Source organism: Enterobacter sp. 01-M-02-SI-ECC, from assembly GCF_047530595.1.
Taxonomy (GTDB): Bacteria; Pseudomonadota; Gammaproteobacteria; order Enterobacterales; family Enterobacteriaceae; genus Enterobacter; species Enterobacter cloacae_M.
Genome location: NZ_JBLKCZ010000012.1, coordinates 95,847 through 116,394 on the forward strand (window position 1 = coordinate 95,847; position 20,548 = coordinate 116,394).

A 20,548-nucleotide genomic window follows, 5' to 3' on the forward strand; every position below is an offset into this window, starting at 1 on the left:
CGGTGGAAATTTTCTTCATTCCACCAGCAATAATTTATAAAGCGGTTGATTCTCTTCAACCAAATCGGCCAGCGTGTAGTTATCCAGTTCCATGAGAAAACTTTGCACGGCCTTTGAAAGCGCCTTTTTCAGGCGGCAAGCGGGCGTGATGTGGCAGAACTCGCTGCTGCAGTTCACCAGAGACAGCGGCTCCAGTTCACGTACCACATCGCCAACACGAATACTCTGTGCCGGTTTACCGAGACGGATCCCACCATTCTTCCCGCGGACGGCAGCAACGTATCCGGCACGACTAAGTTGATTGATTATTTTGACCATATGATTACGGGATACGCCGTAGACCTCTGTAACTTCAGAGATACTGGTCATCTTCCCATCGGGTAACGACGCCATGTAAATCAGCGCACGTAAGCCGTAATCGGTGAAACTTGTTAACTGCACATCAACCTCAGGAAAAAGGGAAAACGCGGTTAAACCGCAGAGATATTCATTAATGATGATAAACCAGCCAGATAGTGAGCGGCTAATTTATTTGACAGACGGGGCGAAAAAGCGGAGATCCAGGAGCGGTCGCCGGATGGCGCTACGCTTATCCGGCCTGCGGGTCTCCCCGCAGGCCAGCAGTCACGAAGATTATGCGTCGAACGGGTCGCGCAGGATCATCGTTTCAGTACGATCCGGGCCGGTAGAAATAATATCGATCGGCACTTCGGTCAGTTCTTCAATACGCTTGATGTAATCCAGCGCCGCCTGCGGCAGGCCGCTACGCTCTTTCACACCGAAAGTGGTCTCAGACCAGCCCGGCATGGTTTCGTAGATTGGCTCAATGCCTTCCCAGTCGTCAGCAGCCAGCGGAGTGGTGGTCACTTCGCGGCCATCTGGCATACGGTAGCCTACGCAGATTTTCACTTCTTTCAGGCCGTCCAGTACGTCCAGCTTGGTCAGGCAGAAGCCAGACAGGGAGTTGATCTGCACTGCACGACGCACGGCAACCGCATCCAGCCAGCCGGTACGACGACGGCGACCGGTGGTCGCGCCAAACTCGTTACCCTGCTTGCACAGGAACTCGCCGGTTTCATCAAACAGTTCGGTCGGGAATGGACCCGCACCCACGCGAGTGGAGTACGCTTTGATGATGCCCAGCACGTAATCCACATAACGTGGACCCAGGCCAGAGCCGGTCGCCACGCCACCTGCCGTGGTGTTAGAGGAGGTGACGTACGGATAGGTACCGTGGTCGATGTCCAGCAGCGTACCCTGCGCACCTTCGAACATGACGAAATCGCCACGCTTGCGCGCCTGGTCCAGCAGATCGGACACATCAACAACCATACCGGTCAGAATGTCAGCGATCGCCATGACGTCATCCAGCACTTTCTGGTAGTCAACAGCGTCAGCTTTGTAGAAGTTCACCAGCTGGAAGTTGTGATATTCCATCACTTCTTTCAGTTTTTCAGCGAAGGTTGCTTTGTCGAAGAGGTCGCCCACGCGCAGACCGCGACGTGCAACTTTATCTTCGTAAGCCGGGCCGATACCACGACCGGTGGTGCCGATCGCTTTCGCGCCGCGCGCTTTCTCACGCGCTACGTCCAGCGCCACGTGATAGTCCAGAATCAGCGGGCAGGCTTCGGAGAGCAGCAGACGCTCACGAACAGGGATACCACGGTCTTCCAGACCTTTCATCTCTTTCATCAGCGCAGCAGGAGACAGCACAACGCCGTTACCGATGATGCTGGTGACGTTTTCGCGAAGAATGCCTGATGGAATAAGATGGAGGACGGTTTTTTCACCGTTGATTACGAGAGTATGGCCTGCGTTGTGACCGCCCTGGTAGCGTACAACATATTTAGCCCGTTCAGTCAGAAGATCAACAATCTTCCCTTTACCTTCGTCACCCCATTGGGTGCCCAGTACGACGACGTTGTTACCCATTTTTTTCAAAATCACCGTTTGCTTAAAAATGGATTCTACCATCGCTTTTTCAGATATACAGCACTTTTTGACCTCAAAATACGCCAATTGTGCCTATTTTTTGATCAGCCAATCGTTTTCCTCAACATGTAGTAGATCACGATGCCCGCAACCACAAGACCGCCGCCAAAACGACGCAAAATATTATCCGGCAGCTGGCTCATAGTGGCGATCATTCGGCGCCAGGCACGCGGATAAAGCATCGGTCCAAGACCTTCCAGCACCAGGACCAGGGCCAGTGCGAGCCAGATCGTTGAATTCATTTTTATTCCTTATAAAAGAAAACCACCGCTCCGTTGAGAGCGGTGGTTTGAATACTCAAACGAGCCTGAGTTTATCGCGTTGCGTTAGTCGGCGTCTTCATATAACGGAAGAAATCGCTGTCCGGGCTGAGAACCATCACGTCCTGGTTGCTCTGGAAGCTATTCTCGTAAGCGCGCAGGCTACGGATAAAGGCGTAGAAGTCAGGATCCTGGCTGAAGGCATCAGCAAACAGCTTCGCCGCTTCGGCATCGCCTTCACCGCGCAGGATACGGCCCTGACGCTCAGATTCCGCCAGCGTCTTGGTGACTTCATAGTCCGCTGCTGCACGCAGCTTCTCAGCCTCTTCCTGGCCCTGTGAACGGTGACGACGGGCTACCGCTTCACGCTCGGCGCGCATACGGTTGTAAATCGCCTCGGACACTTCCACCGGCAGGTTGATCTGCTTGATACGCACGTCAACCACTTCGATACCCAGCGCAGCCATACTGTTCGGGTTGATCACCGGCACTTTACCATTGGTCTCCGCCTGAACGCGTTCAGCCGCTTTGGCAATCGCATCATCTGCTGCCGGCGTTGAAACTTCATCTTCAGTGCCCGCTGTACCGGAGTTCAGCGCATCGCGAACTTCCAGGGTCAGACGACCACGGGAGTCGGTCACGATGTCTTTCACATCCAGACGACCAATCTCGGAACGCAGACGGTCAGAGAACTTACGTTTCAGCAGCACTTCTGCCTGAGAAACGTCGCCGCCGCCCGTTGCCAGGAAGTAACGGCTGAAATCGCTGATGCGCCATTTGATATAGGAATCAACGATCAGGTCTTTCTTCTCTTTGGTCACGAAACGGTCGGCCTGGTTATCCATGGTCTGGATACGTGCATCCAGCGTTTTCACGGACTGAATGAACGGCACCTTGAAGTGCAGACCCGGCTCGTAAATCACCGGGCGTTTGTCGCCATCACGCACGACGCTGCTGAACTGGAACTTAATCCCACGCTCGCCTTCTTTCACCACAAAAATCGAGGTATAAAGCGCGACCAGTACGATGACGATGATCGCAATAACTGACTTACGCATCCTTATTCCCCCTGACGCTGGTAGTCGTTACGCTGCGCGTTAGCACGGCGTTGGTCCATAATGTCACCATCGTTCGAAGAAGGCGTTGTGTTCGTGCTGGCGCTGCCTGTTGAGGCTGGCGGCAAACGCAGCAGATTGTTCGCGCCGCTGGTGTCGCCTTTCGCTGCTGGTGCAGAACCGCCTTTCAGCATCTGATCCAGCGGCAGAACCATCAGGTTTCCGCCTTTGTTGTCGTTAACCAACACTTTGCGGGTGTGGCTCAGCACTTTTTCCATGGTCTCGATATAGAGACGCTCACGGGTAATTTCCGGTGCCGCTTTATATTCCGGCAGGATCTTCGCGAAGCGGGCCACTTCACCCTGAGCTTCCAGGATGGTCTGCGTTTTATACGCGCGCGCTTCTTCCAGAATACGCTGCGCCTGACCGTTAGCGCGTGGCTGAACTTCGTTGGTGTACGCTTCTGCTTCACGGATGTACTGCTGTTCGTTTTCACGGGCAGCAATCGCATCGTCAAATGCGGCTTTCACCTCTTCCGGCGGACGCGCAGCCTGGAAGTTGACGTCCAGCAGGGTAATCCCCATGTTGTACGGACGAATGGTCTCTTCCAGCTCGCGCTGGGTATCGCTACGAATAACGGTACGACCTTCGGTCAGGATACGGTCCATGGTGTATTTTCCGATGACACCACGCAGGGCGCTGTCAGTCGCCTGACGCAGGCTGTCATCGGCGCTGGTCACGCTAAACAGGTAACGCTCAGGATCGGTCACGCGGTACTGCACGTTCATCTCAACGCGCACCACGTTTTCGTCAGAGGTCAGCATCACGCCGGAGGCGGCCAGTTCACGGACCGATTCCACGTTTACCGCGGTCACGTCATCAATGAAGGTTGGCTTCCAGTTCAGACCCGGCTCAACCAGATGGCTGAACTTACCGAAACGGGTGACTACGCCGCGTTCTGCTTCTTTAATGGTGTAGAACCCGCTGGCTGCCCAGATGATGACTACCGCAGCGGCCACGATGCCCACTACGCGGCCACCCATTGGCGGGCGCGAACTCTGAGTGGAGTTGCCACCCGAGCCAGAACCTTTTCCTCCGCCAAGGCCACCAAGCTTCTTGCTCAGTTTGCGGAAGATATCATCCAGATCCGGCGGCCCCTGCTCGCGACCACCTTTGTTGCCATTTCCCTCAGAGTTGCCGCCAGGTTTGCTGCTTCCCCACGGGTCGCGGTCTTGTCCGTTATTACCGGGCTGATTCCACGCCATGTATATGCTCCATATTTGTTATGCAAGGGCGAATTATTCAGGCATCCCCTTTCTGATCAGACGATATAGTCGACCAGCGCAGGTTCTTGTTTACAGAGGCGACGCCAGTCAACGATCGGCATACGCACCTGCATCCCCACGCTGCCGTCATCCTCCATCCACTCTTTTTCTATCGCCTGAAGCTGATAAAACCGGCTGCGCAGCCTGCCTTCCTGTGGCGGCAGTCGCAGCGTGTGCTGAGCTACCTCACCGGAAAGACGTTCTGTCAAAGCCTGGAAAAGCAGTGGCACACCAATACCGGTCTGGGCAGAAAGCCAGACCCGAATCGGTTTGTTTTCTTCATCTCTGTCGATACGCGGTTCGAAATCGTCCAGCATATCGATCTTATTCATGACCAACAGCGTTGGGATCTCGTGGGCGTCGATCTCTTCGAGCACCACGTTCACCGCGTCGATGTTCTCCTGCACGCGCACGTCTGCCGCATCAATCACGTGCAGCAGCAGAGTCGCCTGTCGCGTCTCCTGCAGGGTGGCTTTAAACGCCGCCACCAGGTCATGCGGCAGGTGGCGGATAAACCCTACGGTATCCGCCAGCACCGTTTCACCAACGTCTGCAACGTCAATACGGCGCAGCGTAGGGTCCAGGGTCGCAAACAGCTGGTCTGCGGCATAAACCTGGGCCTCGGTTATCTGGTTAAACAGGGTGGATTTACCGGCGTTGGTATAGCCCACCAGCGACACCGTCGGGATGTCGGCTTTGGTTCGCGCCCGGCGCCCCTGTTCGCGCTGTTTCTCTACACGTTCCAGACGTGAAAGGATCTGGGTAATTCGGCCACGCAGCAAACGACGGTCGGTTTCGAGCTGGGTTTCACCCGGGCCGCGCAAACCAATCCCGCCTTTTTGTCTTTCAAGGTGTGTCCAGCCACGCACCAGACGCGTTGCCAGATGGCGCAGCTGCGCCAGCTCAACCTGCAGTTTCCCTTCGTGGGTACGTGCACGCTGAGCAAAAATATCTAAAATCAAACCCGTGCGATCGATAACACGGCATTCGCAAAGGGCTTCCAGGTTGCGCTCCTGGGCTGGAGACAGCGCATGATCAAACAACACGACTGACGCGCCGGTTGCTTTTACGGCATCCGCAATTTCGACTGCTTTACCTTCACCAACAAAATACTTTGGGTGCGGCGCTTTACGGCTACCGGTAATCACCTGCATTGCTTCGACACCGGCGGAAGAGACCAGAGATTCAAACTCCTGGAGGTCTTCCATATCTTTGTCTTGCGAAAAATAGATGTGTACCAGCACCGCCTGCTCACCGGCATCATAACGGTCAAACAAGCGTAAACCTCTCTAAAAAGATCAGCGGGGAACGCAGGATCCCTGGCTCCCCGTGTGGATAACAGTGCGAAACCTTATTCGGTCTCGTCGCTGTCCTGCGCCGGCGTTGAAGAACCCTGCGCGTTGCTGCCATGATGGTAGTTACTACCAGTGCCGCCGCCAGCGTTATTGCTGTGATGAGATACCGGACGGGACGGAACAACAGTAGAAATAGCGTGCTTGTAGACCATCTGACTGACCGTGTTTTTCAACAGAATCACAAACTGATCGAAAGACTCAATCTGACCTTGCAGCTTAATACCATTCACCAAATAAATAGAAACTGGAACACGTTCCCGACGCAATGCGTTCAGGAACGGATCTTGTAAAGATTGCCCCTTAGCCATTCTATCTTTTCCTTATATGCTTGTTTTGTACTTAGAACCTTGCGATTCTGAAAAATTGCGCACGATACGTCTCAATTGTACACATTCAGTGAGCGATATCACCAACAACCTCAATCACTTCGTTTAACGCCTGTTGCGGTTTTTCACTGTCTAACCAGTGAACACCCTCCCAACCGCGCAACCAGGTGATCTGGCGCTTCGCTAACTGTCTCGTGGCGCAAACACCTCTATAAACCATTTCATCGTATGAAATCTCACCTTCAAGATACGACCACATCTGGCGGTATCCCACACAACGAATGGAAGGCATGTCCGTATGCAAATCTCCACGGGCAAATAGCGCCCGCACTTCTGCTTCAAAATCTGAAGCTAACATCTGATGAAAACGCTGCTCAATTCGCTGATGGAGCAGTTCACGGCTCGCCGGGGCGATGGCGAACTGATGCACCTGATACGGCAGAGCGTCTCCTGACGTTTGCGTCAGTTCCGTTAAAGTTTTACCCGAAATGAAAAAAACTTCCAGTGCCCGGGAAAGCCTTTGCGGATCATTTGGATGGATCCGTGCTGCTGCAACCGGGTCAATCTCCGCCAGTTGCTGATGCAAAACGTCCCAACCCTGCTCTGCCGCCTGCTGCTCAATTTTCGCTCTTATTTCCGGATCCGCGGATGGCAGAGGTGACAACCCCTCCAGCAACGCCTTGAAATAGAGCATGGTTCCGCCAACCAACAGCGGTATACGTCCCGCCGCCGTTATCTCGGCCATCTCGGCTAAGGCATCCCGGCGGAAATCCGCTGCGGAATAGGCCTGAGACGGGTCAAGAATATCCAGCAAACGGTGCGGTGCCGCACGCAGCTCTTCTGCGTCAGGCTTCGCCGTGCCGATGTCCATCCCTCGGTAGATGAGGGCGGAGTCGACGCTAATCAACTCTACAGGCAAAACTTTACGCAACTCAATGGCTAGCGCCGTTTTGCCGGAGGCCGTTGGGCCCATTAAAAAAATTGCCTTAGGCAGGCTCGCCTTACTTGCGTCAATCATGTTTCAGGGCGTTCATCGCCGTTTGTAAATCAACAGGTTGTAATAACCCACCCGGCGGCGTTTTCACCAGATGCGGACAGAGGCGTTCAACCTCAGCCAGCACGCTGATGGCCTGTGCCATGCTCCACGGCGCGTGTTCGCTTGCCAGATGGCGGGCGATCCACTGCGCGGTGTTGGCGGCATCAAACGATGTTTGCTGCGCCAGGTAGCCTATCAGTTCAGGAATCAAGTTTTGTAAATTTTGTTGGCGTAAGGGTAAAGGCACTGCACGAATTGTCACATGTTGTGGTTCGAGCACAGTTTCAATACCCATTTGCGCCAGCTGCGGCTCTGCGCGCTGCAATACCCTCGTTTCATCAGGGGATATTTTCAGGCGAACCGGAATTAAGAGCGGCTGCGCGCAGGCTGCATTTTCGCCTGGCGTAAGCTGCACCTGCTTGAGCCAGCGTTCGGCGACCGGCAGGGCCAGAAGCATCAGTTTGCCGTCACGCTCAAGCAGCGCCATATCCGGTGCGATAATCGTCAGCACCCGACCAAAACTCTGGCTATGGCCGTCCAGAGAAGGCTGAGCGGCGGGAATGTGCTCTTTACGCTCCACGGCGGGCGTTTCCAGCAGCTTGCGGTACAACGCGCCCTGCTGCTTCTGATAGCCCGGGTGGGCATTCGGGTAGTTCGCGCCCGTTGGACGCGGTGCGCTCCCTGCCGGGGAGAAACGCGGGGCCTCCGGTTCACGCGCGACGGCAGGCTCAGCAAAATGATTGCGGCCCGCCGCTACACGGTTTTCCGGCAGCGGACGCGGTGCAGGAGTGTCGTTTTCCAGAGGCAGCGTTGGCGCTGCCTGCTGCTGCAACACGGCGGCCACGCCCTGATAAATGAAGTCGTGAACCAGACGCGACTGGTGAAACCGCACCTCATGCTTGGCAGGATGAACGTTCACATCCACCTGATGGGGATCGATTTCCAGATAAAGGACGAAAGCAGGCTGCTGATCGGCCCCGAGTTTGTCTTCGCAGGCCTGGCGAATCGCGTGATTGATGAGACGGTCGCGCATCATGCGGCCGTTCACGTAGCAATACTGAATTTCAGAGAACGCAGCACTGCTCGCGTTTGGATCGGCAACCCAGCCGCGTAAAGCCAGATCGCCGTGCTGCCACTCAATGGCCAGAGCCTGTTCCAGGAACGGCGTACCGCAGATCGCCCCCAAACGACGCTCTTTCTGTCCGCCTTCAGCCACCGCACGGTACTGGCGCATCACCTTACCGTTATGGCTGAGGTTGATGGTGACATCGAAACGGGCGAGCGCAATACGGCGAATGATCTCGTCGATATGACCGAACTCGGTCTTCTCGGTACGCATAAACTTGCGTCGGGCGGGGGTGTTGTAGAACAGATCCAGGACTTCCAGCGTCGTGCCGACAGGGTGCGCCGCGGGTTTGACCGTCACATCCATATCGCGCCCTTCGGCGTAAGCCTGCCAGGCTTCCTGCTGTTCAGCGGTACGGGAGGTCAACGTTAAGCGCGAAACGGAGCTGATACTGGCCAGCGCTTCGCCCCGAAAACCGAGGCTAATAATCGCTTCCAGATCGTCCAGAGAGGCGATTTTACTGGTGGCGTGACGAGCCAGCGCCAGCGCCAGCTCCTCTTTTTTAATGCCACAGCCGTTGTCGCGAATGCGGATAAGCTTCGCGCCACCGCGTTCGATATCAATATCGATGCGGGTTGCGCCCGCATCGAGGCTGTTTTCCACCAGCTCCTTCACCACCGACGCAGGGCGTTCCACCACCTCACCGGCGGCGATTTGGTTCGCGAGCTGCGGCGGTAGAACCTGAATCGGCATGAATTCTCCTTAGTTGGTCGCGGTCATCTCACCCGGCAGCGCTGCGCTGGCCGTCTGGGCAGAGCCGCTCTGTGGCGCAGACTGCAGAGGATGCGCCTCAAAATATTTGCGTAACCCCTTATAAATCGCTTCGGCAATTTGCTGCTGATAGCTGTCGCTTCCCAACAGACGCTCTTCACCGTTGTTACTGATGAAGCCCGTCTCCACAAGGATGGACGGGATATCTGGCGAGCGCAGAACGCCGAGGCTGGCATGTTCCGGACGGCGTTTATGCAGCACGCCAACGCTTTGCAGCTGGTTCAATACGTTAGTGGCGACATCATACCCGACGCGCTGAGAATGACCGAACTGTAAATCCAGCACCGCCTGGCTGAGGTATGGATCGGACTGGCTGTTCGCCAGCACGTCGCCCGCGCCGCCTAACAGTTCAGACTGCTTCTCATGCTCTTCCAGCCAGTTGGCCATTTCGCTGTTAGCGCGACGGTTCGACAGCACCCAAACCGAGGCGCCGGTCGCGCTACGATTCGGTGCGGCGTCCGCATGAATGGAGACCAGGAAGTTCGCGTTTTGCTTACGCGCCACGTCCGAGCGTCCCATTACGGAGATAAAGTAGTCCCCGTCGCGGGTCAACACGCCTTTAAACATAGGGTCGTCATTGAGCAGCGAACGCAGTTTACGCGCGATAGCGATAGTCACGTTTTTTTCTCGCGTGCCGCCAGGGCTAATCGCCCCCGGATCTTCCCCGCCGTGACCCGCATCAATGGCGATAATAACTTTGTCACCGCTGACCGTCGCGCGTCGCGCGCTGGCCGCCGGACGCGTCACCGTATTGCTGCTGGTTGCCGCGGTAATGCGATCGTTCTGCGATTTAAACGGATTACGTGCAGGTTCAGAAGGACGCGGCGTATATACCGGTTCTTCCACGCGCTTCGCTACGACCGGCGGCGGTGGAGGCGGCGGCGGCGCGTCGGCATTGATGGTAAACACCACCGTATAGTTCGCCCCGTTTTGCTGCTTCACCGCCTTCGTTTTGCCCTTTTCGGTCAGATCAACCACCAGGCGTAACGACTGGCTATCCTGCGGCGTTCCCGAACGAATACTTTTCACCAGGTTGTTACCGCTGAACCGCAGCGGTAGCCCCTGGATCACGCCTGTTTGTTTGATATCCAGCGCCACGCTGTGGCTGTCTGGCTGTGAAAACGCATATTCAGGATCGCCCATAAAGCTGAACGTGATCCGGGCCTGGCTTTCGCCGTTTGATACCTGAATATCTGAGAGGTTTGCCGCCCCGGCCTGCGCGCACAGCAGCACGGTGGCAGCCAACAACCAACCTTTAACGCGATTTATCATCCCGTCATCCCTACGCTTAACCGGCCAGTCGCGCCAGTAAGGAACTGCCTGATGAGGAAACAGCACTGATGCGTGCCTCACGCCCTTGTGCCTGGTAATCTAAGTGAATTTCGACATCCGGGTCAGGCAGCACACCCGCACCTTGTTGCGGCCACTCCACCAGGCAAATGGCGTCGTTGGCAAAATAATCACGGATCCCCATAAATTCCAGCTCCTCAGGATCCGCAAGGCGGTATAAATCGAAGTGGTACACCATGAGATTTTCAAGGGTGTACGGTTCAACCAGCGTGTAGGTTGGGCTTTTCACATTCCCGTTATGCCCTAACGCCTGCAAAAAACCCCGGCTGAAGGTGGTTTTACCCGCACCTAAATCACCATACAGATAAATGACGGTTGCCCCCTGACAGGCCTGCGCCACGCGCTTGCCGAGTTCTAAAGTGGCTTGTTCATCAGGTAAAGGAATCGCTCGATTAGTCATTTTCTACGTCAATCACATCCGGGTTAACAACACGCCGCAGCGTGCAAAAAAGATCGGTGGCCAGCATGCCGCGTGTACCGTAACGCGCGGCCAGTTTATCCGCCGCGACACCGTGGGCCACGCAGCCCGCGCAGGCTGCATCATAAAGGGGAAGTTTCTGTCCAAGCAATGCGCCAATGATGCCGGAAAGCACATCGCCCATGCCGCCGCTTGCCATGCCCGCATTTCCGGCATCAATAATGCCCTGCGTCTCGTCACTGGCGACAACGGTTCCTGCCCCTTTCAAAACAGCAACACCTCCGTAACGTTTTACCAGACGCTGAGCAGAAAGTAAGCGATCGCTTTCAATTTCTGCCACGCTGCAGTTAAGCAGTCGCGCGGCTTCGCCGGGGTGTGGCGTCAGAATGCGATTGTGACGCTTATCGGGGTTTATTGCCAGAAGGTTAAGCGCGTCGGCATCCCACAGCATCGGTTTACGAAAATTCTCGACCTTTTGCAGGGCCTGTTTGCCCCATGCCTGCTGCCCAAGGCCGGGGCCGATCGCCACCACGTCCGCCCATTCCAGGCTTTCTTCAAGCGACTGAGGCGTAAGCTCATGGACCATCAGCTCCGGTCGGGCTGTAACGATCGGCGCTATATTCTCAATGCGAGTGAGTACTCGCACTAATCCGGCACCGCAGCGCAGAGCCGCTTCGCCGGTCATGCGAATCGCACCTGCTGTACCACGATCGCCGCCAATAATCACCAGCCTGCCGTGATCGCCCTTATGGGACGTTGGCCGGCGCGGCGGGAGCCACGCCGCAAGCTGGGATGCATCAAAACGCGCGAGGTGCGTTTCCTGCCCGGCCAGCCAGCTCTCCAGCCCCAGCGCATGGTGGTGCAACATGCCGACCACATCCCGCGCTTTACCGGTCAGTAGCCCCGGCTTGAGGGCGATGAAGGTCACCGTATGTGCAGCCTCAATGACCGCTCCCGGCGTCGCGCCGGTTTGTGCAATCAGGCCTGAGGGAATATCCAGGGCGACGACCGGCGCGGAATGTCTGTTAGCGTGTTCAATAAGCGCGGCAATGTTCTCGCGAGGCGCACTGCGTAGCCCGGTACCCAGCAGACCGTCAACAATCAGATCCACCTCTTCCGGCCAGACGATATCAGGCGCATGAATCACACCGCCTGCGTTAAGCCACGCCTCCCGCGCCGCGCTGGCCTCTTCCGGCAGCGGTTTATCACTCTCCAGGGCCAGCAACGTCACGCGGATACCTGCCGCAACCGCAAGACGGGCAACGACGTAGCCATCGCCGCCGTTATTGCCGTGACCGCACAGAATCAGCCAGTGGGCGGCATGAGGGTACGCGCTGCGGGCAACGTTAAACGCCGCCTCACCCGCACGCAGCATCAGTTCATAAAGGGTAATCCCGAGGCTGTCTGCGGCCTCTTTTTCGGCGCGCCGGAGGTCATCCGCATGCCAGATGGAATGTGGTATACTTGCGGGGTTTTTCTTCACCGTATGGTCCGTCATGTCACAGCCCCTCGATCTCAATGAATTAGCGCAAAAAATAAAACAGTGGGGTGCTGAGCTTGGCTTCCAGAAGGTGGGCATTACCGATACCGACCTCTCCGCCAGCGAGCCAAAACTGCAGGCATGGCTGGACAAACAATACCACGGCGAAATGGAGTGGATGGCGCGTCATGGCATGATGCGCGCCCGCCCTCACGAGCTTTTGCCGGGCACATTACGCGTCATCAGCGTGCGCATGAACTATCTGCCTGCCAACGCGGCCTTTGCGCGCACGCTAAAAAATCCCTCTCTGGGTTACGTCAGCCGGTACGCCCTGGGACGTGATTACCATAAGCTCTTGCGTAACCGTTTAAAAAAACTCGGGGAAACTATTCAGCAGCACTGTGTTTCGCTGAATTTTAGACCCTTTGTCGATTCTGCGCCTATTCTTGAGCGCCCGATCGCCGAAAAAGCCGGGCTTGGCTGGACAGGTAAGCACTCACTTATCCTCAGCCGCGACGCCGGTTCGTTCTTCTTCCTGGGTGAACTGCTGATTGATTTACCGCTGCCGGTAGACGGCCCGGTAGAGGAAGGCTGCGGACGCTGCGTGGCCTGCATGACCATCTGTCCGACGGGTGCCATCGTCGAGCCTTACACCGTTGATGCGCGCCGCTGCATCTCCTACCTCACTATCGAACTGGAAGGAGCCATTCCAGAGGAATTTCGACCGCTTATTGGCAACCGCATCTACGGCTGCGACGACTGCCAGCTGATCTGCCCGTGGAACCGCTATTCGCAGCTCACGGACGAAGAGGATTTCAGCCCGCGTAAGGCGCTGCATGCGCCTCAGCTCGTTGAGCTATTCGCCTGGACCGAAGCCTGGTTCCTGAAAGTGACGGAAGGTTCGGCCATTCGCCGTATCGGTCATCTGCGCTGGCTGCGTAATGTTGCCGTCGCGCTGGGTAATGCCCCGTGGGATGAAGCCAATATACGGGCGCTTGAAAGCCGTAGAGGTGAGCACCCACTTCTTGATGAGCACATAGAATGGGCGATTGCGCAGCAAATAGAGAAGCGTAATGCCTGCGCGATCGAGGTGCAGCTACCGAAGAAACAGCGTCTGGTGCGGGTGATTGAAAAAGGGCTTCCGCGGGATGCCTGAACTATTCACAGCCTGTGAATAAAATTACAAACTCAAGCGCCATCTGGGTTGGAGAAGAGGTCAAGTGATCTCAATAACATTTTGAAATGAAAATTTATTCACTAAATACAGCACGTTACAAAGATATTATTCACCCTGCTAAGCTTTAACCCTGTTACGGTTAAGCGTAGTTTCTGTGGATAACTCTGTTCACAATAGTATTTCAGAGACAATAGAAAACGTCCCCAACGACTCTTTTCGCTGTGGATATTTTAGAGATTAAGAAGAATTTGGAGCGGGAAACGAGACTCGAACTCGCGACCCCGACCTTGGCAAGGTCGTGCTCTACCAACTGAGCTATTCCCGCTTGGGTGGTCCGTGCTTTAGAAGCACTTTCAAATTTTGGAGCGGGAAACGAGACTCGAACTCGCGACCCCGACCTTGGCAAGGTCGTGCTCTACCAACTGAGCTATTCCCGCTTGGGTGGTCCGTGCTTTGGAAGCACTTTCAAATTTTGGAGCGGGAAACGAGACTCGAACTCGCGACCCCGACCTTGGCAAGGTCGTGCTCTACCAACTGAGCTATTCCCGCAAATCTGCACTGCTTTTGTTGCTGTCGTAACGTGTAATTCTCTGTCGTTACGGGAGGCGCATTATACGAGAAATCCTTTTAGCTGCAACCCCCCTTAAAGCGATTTTTTCGAAATTAAGTTCAAATGCTTAATTAATCGGCAAGCTGAACAATTTAACGACAAAAACCCGGCCACGCAAGGCACCGGATCGCAAAATCACAGCTTAATAAAGTTTTCGCGGTAGTAGGAAAGCTCCGCCACGGACTCACGGATATCGTCCATCGCCTGGTGAGTCCCCTGCTTTTTAAAGCCATCGAGGATTTCAGGCTTCCAGCGACGCGCCAGCTCTTTCAGGGTGCTGACATCCAGATAGCGGTAGTGGAAATATGACTCCAGCTCCGGCATGTACTTAAACAGGAAACGGCGATCCTGGCCGATGCTATTCCCACAGATAGGCGATTTGCCTGCCGGAACCCACTGTTTCAGGAACTCAAGCGTCGCCAGCTCCGCCTCGCGATCGCCGAACGTGCTCGCCTTCACGCGCTCCACCAGGCCACTGCCGGTGTGGGTGCGCACGTTCCATTCATCCATCAAAGCCAGCTGGTCGTCGGACTGGTGCACCGCAATCGTTGGCCCTTCAGCCAGGATATTCAGGTTAGCGTCCGTCACCAGCGTTGCAATTTCAATGATGCGATCGCGCTCGGGATCCAGCCCGGTCATTTCGAGATCGATCCAAATCAGGTTGTTTTCATCCGCGCTCATGTTATTTTCCACCCTTCTCGCATAACCGGCAGTAGCAGGTTAACTAGTATTAATTAGAGTGTATCATAGAGGTTTTGCCCCTTACGGGCGACCAGGAGCCAGCGCGATTGAGTAAAAATAAACTCTCCAAAGGGCAGCAGCGCCGCGTAAACGCCAACCACCAGCGCCGTCTTAAAACCACTTCGGAGAAGCCGGATTATGACGACAACCTGTTTGGTGAAGCGACAGAAGGCGTAGTCATCAGCCGTTTCGGTATGCATGCCGATGTCGAATCCGCCGACGGGGATATCCACCGTTGTAATATCCGTCGCACCATCCGTTCACTGGTTACCGGCGATCGCGTGGTCTGGCGACCGGGTAAAGGCGTTACGGTAAAAGGTATCGTTGAAGCGGTTCATGAGCGCACGTCCGTGTTAACCCGCCCCGATTTCTACGACGGGGTCAAACCCATTGCCGCTAACATTAACCAGATCGTCATTGTTTCGGCGATTTTACCTGAGCTTTCTCTCAACATTATCGACCGATACCTCGTCGCCTGCGAAACGCTGCAGGTTGAACCGATTATCGTGTTGAACAAAATCGATCTGCTGGATGACGACGGCATGGCCTTCGTGAATGAGCAGATGGATATCTACCGCAAGATTGGTTACCGCGTGCTGATGGTCTCCAGCCACACCAAAGATGGCCTTAAACCGCTGGAAGAGGCGCTGACCGACCGCATCAGCATCTTTGCTGGCCAGTCCGGCGTAGGTAAATCGAGCCTGCTGAACAACCTGCTTGGCCTCCAGCAAGAGATCCTGACCAACGATGTGTCCAACGTCTCTGGCCTGGGCCAGCACACCACCACCGCCTCACGTCTGTATCATTTCCCGCACGGCGGCGACGTGATCGACTCCCCGGGCGTGCGTGAGTTCGGTTTGTGGCACCTTGAGCCGGAACAAATCTTTAACGGATTTGTCGAATTCCATGATTATTTAGGCGCTTGTAAATACCGCGACTGTAAACACGATAACGACCCTGGCTGCGCTATCCGTGAAGCGGTTGAGAAAGGCGAGATCGCGAAAACCCGCTTCGAGAATTACCACCGTATTCTTGAGAGCATGGAAGACGTAAAAACGCGTAAAAACTTTTCTGATTCTGATAACTGACAACTAAGCTAAGCATCGCTAAAATCGTCCCCTTTTTTCAGGTTCCGGCGGCTTGACGCCGGATCAGGAACGACAAAACAATGGCCTGGAGGCTACCTTGTTAAACGCATTTAAACTTTCGCTTCAATACATTCTGCCAAAACTGTGGCTCACTCGCCTGGCGGGCTGGGGCGCAAGCAAACGCGCGGGCTGGCTGACCAAACTGGTCATCGACCTTTTCGTAAAATATTACAAGGTCGATATGAAAGAGGCGCAAAAGCCGGATACCGCCAGCTATCGCACCTTCAACGAGTTCTTCGTACGCCCATTGCGTGACGAAGTGCGCCCGCTGAACACCGATCCTAACGTCCTGGTGATGCCGGCAGACGGCGTGATCAGCCAGTTGGGTAACATTGAAGACGACAAAATCCTGCAGGCGAAGGGCCATAATTACAGTCTGGAAGCGCTGCTGGCGGGTAACTACCTGATGGCGGAGCTGTTCCGTAACGGTACGTTTGCCACCACCTATCTGTCACCGCGCGACTACCATCGCGTGCATATGCCGTGTAACGGTATCCTGCGTGAAATGATTTACGTCCCGGGCGACCTGTTCTCCGTAAACCACCTGACCGCGCAGAACGTGCCGAACCTGTTTGCCCGTAACGAGCGCGTCATCTGTCTGTTCGATACTGAATTTGGCCCTATGGCGCAGATTCTGGTCGGTGCGACCATCGTAGGCAGCATCGAAACCGTCTGGGCCGGCACCATCACCCCACCGCGCGAAGGCGTGATCAAACGCTGGACCTGGCCTGCCGGTGAAGCGGAAGGCTCGGTGGCCCTGCTGAAAGGTCAGGAGATGGGTCGCTTCAAGCTGGGCTCTACCGTAATCAACCTGTTTGCGCCGGGCAAAGTGAAGCTGGCTGAACAGCTCGAAAGCCTGTCGGTCACCAAACTGGGCCAGCCGCTGGCGGTCTCTACTGAAACCTTCGTGACGCCGGATGCAGAACCTGCTCCTCTGTCACAGGAAGAGATTAACGCCGAGCACGACGCCAGCCCGCTGGTTGACGACAAAAAAGACGAAGGCTAACAACAGAAGGATCGCTGACGTGCGCCCGATTATCGTTCTACTGATGGCCTGGTGCCTCAGCATGGGGGCGTACGCAGCGACAGCCCCCGACGCCAAACAGATAACCCAGGAACTGGAGCAGGCAAAAGCGGCCAAACCCGCTCAGCCAGAGACCGTCGAGTCGCTCCAGGCTGCCCTGAACGCGCTTGAGGAGCGGAAAGGCTCTCTTGAGCGCGCTCAGCAGTATCAGCAGGTTATCGATAACTTCCCCAAACTCTCGCAGACGCTGCGCGCGCAGCTCAATAATCTGCGTGACGAACCGCGCGACGTGCCCGCAGGCATGACCTCCGACGCCCTGAACCAGGAGATCCTGCAGGTCAGCAGCCAGCTTCTGGAAAAGAGCCGCCTTGCCCAGCAGGAGCAGGAGCGAGCGCGTGAAATCGCCGACTCCCTCAGCCAGCTTCCGCAACAGCAAACCGATGCCCGCCGCCAGCTTAATGAAGTTGAGCGTCGCGTGGGTACGCAAAGCGGCAATACGCCACAGGCTCAGGCTCAAAATCTGGGCCTGCAGGCAGAATCGGCTCGCCTGAAGGCCCTTGTCGATGAGCTGGAGCTGGCGCAGCTTTCCGCCAATAACCGCCAGGAGCTGTCGCGGATGCGCTCTGAACTCGCTCAGAAGCAGAGCGAGCAGCTGGATGCGTATCTCCAGGCCCTGCGCAATCAGCTCAACAGCCAGCGCCAGCGTGAAGCGGAGCGCGCGTTGGAAAGCACCGAACTGCTGGCGGAAAACAGCGAAAACCTGCCTGCCGGTATCAACGAACAATTCAGGGTCAACCGCGAGCTTTCTGCCGCGCTGAACCAGCAGGCGCAGCGTATGGATCTGGTTGCCTCGCAGCAGCGTCAGGCGACCAATCAAACCCTTCAGGTTCGCCAGGCGCTCAACACCCTGCGCGAGCAGTCCCAGTGGCTCGGATCATCAAACCTGCTGGGCGAAGCGTTACGCGCCCAGGTCGCGCGCCTGCCGGAAATGCCGAAGCCGCAGCAGCTGGATACCGAGATGGCCCAGCTGCGCGTTCAGCGACTGCACTTTGAAGATCTTCTCAATAAACAGCCGCAAATCCGCCAGATCCGTCAGGCTGACGGCCAGCCCCTGACCAGCGAGCAAAACCGCATTCTGGAAGCCCAGCTGCGTACCCAGCGTGAACTGCTAAACTCTCTGCTCCAGGGCGGGGATACGCTGATTCTGGAGCTGACCAAGCTAAAAGTCTCCAACAGCCAGCTGGAAGATGCGCTGAAAGAGGTGAACGAGGCTACGCACCGTTATCTCTTCTGGACGTCCGACGTGCGTCCGATGACATTCTCGTGGCCGATTGAGATTGTCCAGGACCTGCGCCGCCTGATTTCGCTGGACACCGTCAGCCAGCTGGGACAGGCCAGCGTGATGATGTTTACCAGCAAAGAGACCATTTTCCCGCTGCTCGGGGCGTTGATTCTGGTGGGCTTCAGCATTTACTCGCGCAGACATTTCACCCGCTTCCTGGAGCGTTCCAGCTCCAGGGTCGGGAAAGTCACCCAGGATCACTTCTGGCTGACGTTGCGCACCGTATTCTGGTCGATTCTTGTCGCCTCCCCGCTGCCGGTGCTGTGGATGACGCTGGGGTATGGCCTGCGGGAAGCCTGGCCCTATCCGCTCGCGGTCGCGATTGGCGATGGCGTCACCGCCACGGTGCCGCTGCTGTGGGTGGTCATGATTTGCGCCACCTTCGCGCGCCCCAATGGCCTGTTTATCACCCACTTTGGCTGGCCGCGTAACCGCGTTGCACGCGCCATGCGTTACTACCTGATGAGCATCGGGCTGATTGTGCCGCTGATTATGGCGCTGATCATGTTTGATAATCTCAATGACCGGGAGTTCTCAGGCTCGCTGGGGCGCCTCTGCTTCATGCTGATTTGTGGGGCGCTGGCCATCGTTACGCTCAGCCTGAAACGCGCGGGTATTCCGCTCTATCTCGATAAATCCGGCAGCGGCGAAAACATGTTCAACCGGCTGCTCTGGAACCTGCTGCTTAGCGCGCCGCTGTTTGCGATGCTGGCGGCCGCGGTGGGCTATCTGGCAACCGCGCAGGCGCTGCTGGCAAGGCTGGAAACCTCGGTGGCCATCTGGTTCCTGCTGCTGGTGGTGTACCACGTGATCCGCCGCTGGATGTTGATCCAGCGGCGGCGTCTGGCCTTTGACCGTGCCAAGCATCGCCGGGCAGAGATCCTCGCCCAACGCGCGCGAGGTGAGGAAGAGCCAAACCACGTCAACAGTACGGAAGGCACGACGGAAGCGGACGAGGTCGAACTGGATCTGGATGCCATCAGTACCCAGTCCCTGCGTCTGGTTCGCTCCATCCTGATGCTCATAGCCCTGCTGTCGGTGATCTTCCTGTGGTCGGAGATCCATTCTGCATTTGGCTTCCTGGAGAACATCTCTCTGTGGGACGTGACGTCCACGGTGCAGGGCGTTGAAAGCCTGGAGCCGATTACCTTAGGGGCGGTGCTGATTGCCATACTGGTGTTGATTATCACCACGCAGCTGGTGCGCAACTTCCCTGCCCTGCTGGAGCTGGCGCTTCTGCAGCATCTGGATTTAACGCCGGGGACGGGTTATGCGATTACGACCATAACCAAATATCTGATCATGCTGTTTGGCGGACTGGTTGGCTTCTCGATGATCGGTATTGAGTGGTCGAAGCTGCAGTGGCTGGTGGCGGCACTCGGTGTTGGGTTAGGTTTTGGCTTACAGGAGATCTTCGCCAACTTCATCTCTGGCCTGATCATTCTGTTCGAAAAACCGATCCGTATTGGCGATACCGTAACGATTCGCGATCTGACCGGCAGCATCACGAAGATCAATACCCGTGCGACGACGATTAGCGACTGGGATCGGAAAGAGATCATCGTGCCAAACAAGGCGTTTATCACCGAGCAGTTCATCAACTGGTCGCTGTCAGACTCCGTTACCCGCGTGGTGCTGACGGTACCGGCGCCGTCGGACGCCAACAGCGAAGAGGTCACCCAGATCCTCTACACCGCCGCTGAGCGCTGCTCGCTGGTGATCGACAACCCGGCGCCGGAAGTATTCCTTGTGGATCTACAGCAGGGGATCCAGATTTTCGAGCTGCGTATCTACGCCGCCGAAATGGGACACCGTATGCCGCTGCGCCATGAGATTCACCAGCTGATTCTGGCGGGCTTCCGCGAGCACGGTATTGATATGCCGTTCCCACCGTTCCAGATGCGTCTCGAAAGCCTGGACGGGCGTAAAACGGGAAGAACGCTGACGTCAGCGGCGCGGACGCGTCCGGCGGGAAGTTTGTAAGGTAAGCGGTGCAACCCTCTCCCACGGGA

General features: G+C 56.2%; 17 protein-coding genes and 3 tRNA genes. 4 read left to right on the forward strand and 16 right to left on the reverse strand.

Annotated features, from left to right (window positions below; translation table 11 throughout):
• Window positions 1–15: 15 nt before the first annotated feature.
• From nsrR to nnr, 12 genes are all read right to left on the reverse strand, one after another.
• The gene (gene nsrR, locus ACMWLG_RS16210) at window positions 16–441 is read right to left on the reverse strand and encodes a nitric oxide-sensing transcriptional repressor NsrR (protein ID WP_023310139.1); all 426 of its coding nucleotides are present in this window, start codon (window positions 439–441) and stop codon (window positions 16–18) included.
• A 192-nt stretch (window positions 442–633) separates the two neighbouring features.
• Entirely contained in the window at window positions 634–1,932 is a 1,299-nt protein-coding gene (locus ACMWLG_RS16215; protein ID WP_006178975.1) for an adenylosuccinate synthase, read from the reverse strand.
• A 104-nt stretch (window positions 1,933–2,036) separates the two neighbouring features.
• Entirely contained in the window at window positions 2,037–2,234 is a 198-nt protein-coding gene (locus ACMWLG_RS16220) for a DUF2065 domain-containing protein (RefSeq protein WP_003855996.1), read from the reverse strand.
• A 71-nt stretch (window positions 2,235–2,305) separates the two neighbouring features.
• A complete protein-coding gene (gene hflC, locus ACMWLG_RS16225; RefSeq protein WP_023334250.1) occupies window positions 2,306–3,310 on the reverse strand; it encodes a protease modulator HflC in 1,005 nt (334 codons plus the stop codon).
• Window positions 3,311–3,312: 2 nt separating this feature from the next.
• Window positions 3,313–4,572, reverse strand: coding sequence for an FtsH protease activity modulator HflK (hflK, locus tag ACMWLG_RS16230; RefSeq protein ID WP_045402256.1), 1,260 nt, complete (start codon window positions 4,570–4,572; stop codon window positions 3,313–3,315).
• Between the two features lie 56 nt (window positions 4,573–4,628).
• Window positions 4,629–5,909 carry a ribosome rescue GTPase HflX gene (hflX, locus tag ACMWLG_RS16235; protein WP_023310136.1) on the reverse strand — a complete coding sequence of 427 codons (1,281 nt, stop codon included), beginning with the start codon at window positions 5,907–5,909 and terminating at the stop codon, window positions 4,629–4,631.
• 74 nt (window positions 5,910–5,983) lie between these two features.
• Window positions 5,984–6,295, reverse strand: a complete 312-nt coding sequence (hfq, locus tag ACMWLG_RS16240) for an RNA chaperone Hfq (RefSeq protein WP_008502919.1) — start codon at window positions 6,293–6,295, stop codon at window positions 5,984–5,986.
• 85 nt (window positions 6,296–6,380) lie between these two features.
• Window positions 6,381–7,331 carry a tRNA (adenosine(37)-N6)-dimethylallyltransferase MiaA gene (gene miaA / locus ACMWLG_RS16245; protein WP_045402253.1) on the reverse strand — a complete coding sequence of 317 codons (951 nt, stop codon included), beginning with the start codon at window positions 7,329–7,331 and terminating at the stop codon, window positions 6,381–6,383.
• Window positions 7,324–9,168 carry a DNA mismatch repair endonuclease MutL gene (gene mutL / locus ACMWLG_RS16250; protein WP_045402248.1) on the reverse strand — a complete coding sequence of 615 codons (1,845 nt, stop codon included), beginning with the start codon at window positions 9,166–9,168 and terminating at the stop codon, window positions 7,324–7,326. Before mutL ends, miaA begins: the two co-directional genes overlap by 8 nt.
• 9 nt (window positions 9,169–9,177) lie before the next feature.
• Window positions 9,178–10,518: an N-acetylmuramoyl-L-alanine amidase AmiB gene (gene amiB / locus ACMWLG_RS16255; RefSeq protein ID WP_414763006.1), complete on the reverse strand. Its 1,341-nt coding sequence runs from the start codon at window positions 10,516–10,518 to the stop codon at window positions 9,178–9,180.
• Window positions 10,519–10,534: 16 nt separating this feature from the next.
• Window positions 10,535–10,996, reverse strand: coding sequence for a tRNA (adenosine(37)-N6)-threonylcarbamoyltransferase complex ATPase subunit type 1 TsaE (gene tsaE / locus ACMWLG_RS16260; protein WP_013095283.1), 462 nt, complete (start codon window positions 10,994–10,996; stop codon window positions 10,535–10,537).
• Entirely contained in the window at window positions 10,989–12,512 is a 1,524-nt protein-coding gene (gene nnr, locus ACMWLG_RS16265; RefSeq protein ID WP_045402242.1) for a bifunctional ADP-dependent NAD(P)H-hydrate dehydratase/NAD(P)H-hydrate epimerase, read from the reverse strand. The genes tsaE and nnr overlap by 8 nt, the downstream gene beginning before the upstream one ends.
• On the opposite strand from nnr, the gene queG reads away from it, so the two are divergent.
• The gene (queG, locus tag ACMWLG_RS16270) at window positions 12,511–13,650 is read left to right on the forward strand and encodes a tRNA epoxyqueuosine(34) reductase QueG (protein WP_032662410.1); all 1,140 of its coding nucleotides are present in this window, start codon (window positions 12,511–12,513) and stop codon (window positions 13,648–13,650) included. The genes nnr and queG overlap by 2 nt on opposite strands.
• 270 nt (window positions 13,651–13,920) lie before the next feature.
• Here the strand turns inward: queG and ACMWLG_RS16275 are convergent.
• From ACMWLG_RS16275 to orn, 4 genes are all read right to left on the reverse strand, one after another.
• Window positions 13,921–13,996: transfer RNA gene (locus ACMWLG_RS16275), tRNA-Gly, on the reverse strand.
• A gap of 36 nt (window positions 13,997–14,032) precedes the next feature.
• Window positions 14,033–14,108: transfer RNA gene (locus ACMWLG_RS16280), tRNA-Gly, on the reverse strand.
• A gap of 36 nt (window positions 14,109–14,144) precedes the next feature.
• Window positions 14,145–14,220 (reverse strand) — tRNA-Gly (locus ACMWLG_RS16285).
• A gap of 196 nt (window positions 14,221–14,416) precedes the next feature.
• Window positions 14,417–14,962, reverse strand: a complete 546-nt coding sequence (gene orn / locus ACMWLG_RS16290; protein ID WP_023310130.1) for an oligoribonuclease — start codon at window positions 14,960–14,962, stop codon at window positions 14,417–14,419.
• A 107-nt stretch (window positions 14,963–15,069) separates the two neighbouring features.
• Between orn and rsgA the strand changes: the two genes are divergently transcribed.
• From rsgA to mscM, 3 genes are all read left to right on the forward strand, one after another.
• Window positions 15,070–16,110 (forward strand): small ribosomal subunit biogenesis GTPase RsgA, encoded by a 1,041-nt coding sequence (gene rsgA, locus ACMWLG_RS16295; RefSeq protein ID WP_045619978.1) that lies wholly within the window; start codon window positions 15,070–15,072, stop codon window positions 16,108–16,110.
• A 97-nt stretch (window positions 16,111–16,207) separates the two neighbouring features.
• Window positions 16,208–17,176: an archaetidylserine decarboxylase gene (gene asd / locus ACMWLG_RS16300; RefSeq protein WP_045404817.1), complete on the forward strand. Its 969-nt coding sequence runs from the start codon at window positions 16,208–16,210 to the stop codon at window positions 17,174–17,176.
• A 19-nt stretch (window positions 17,177–17,195) separates the two neighbouring features.
• Window positions 17,196–20,519: a miniconductance mechanosensitive channel MscM gene (gene mscM, locus ACMWLG_RS16305; RefSeq protein WP_039261016.1), complete on the forward strand. Its 3,324-nt coding sequence runs from the start codon at window positions 17,196–17,198 to the stop codon at window positions 20,517–20,519.
• Window positions 20,520–20,548 lie beyond the last annotated feature (29 nt).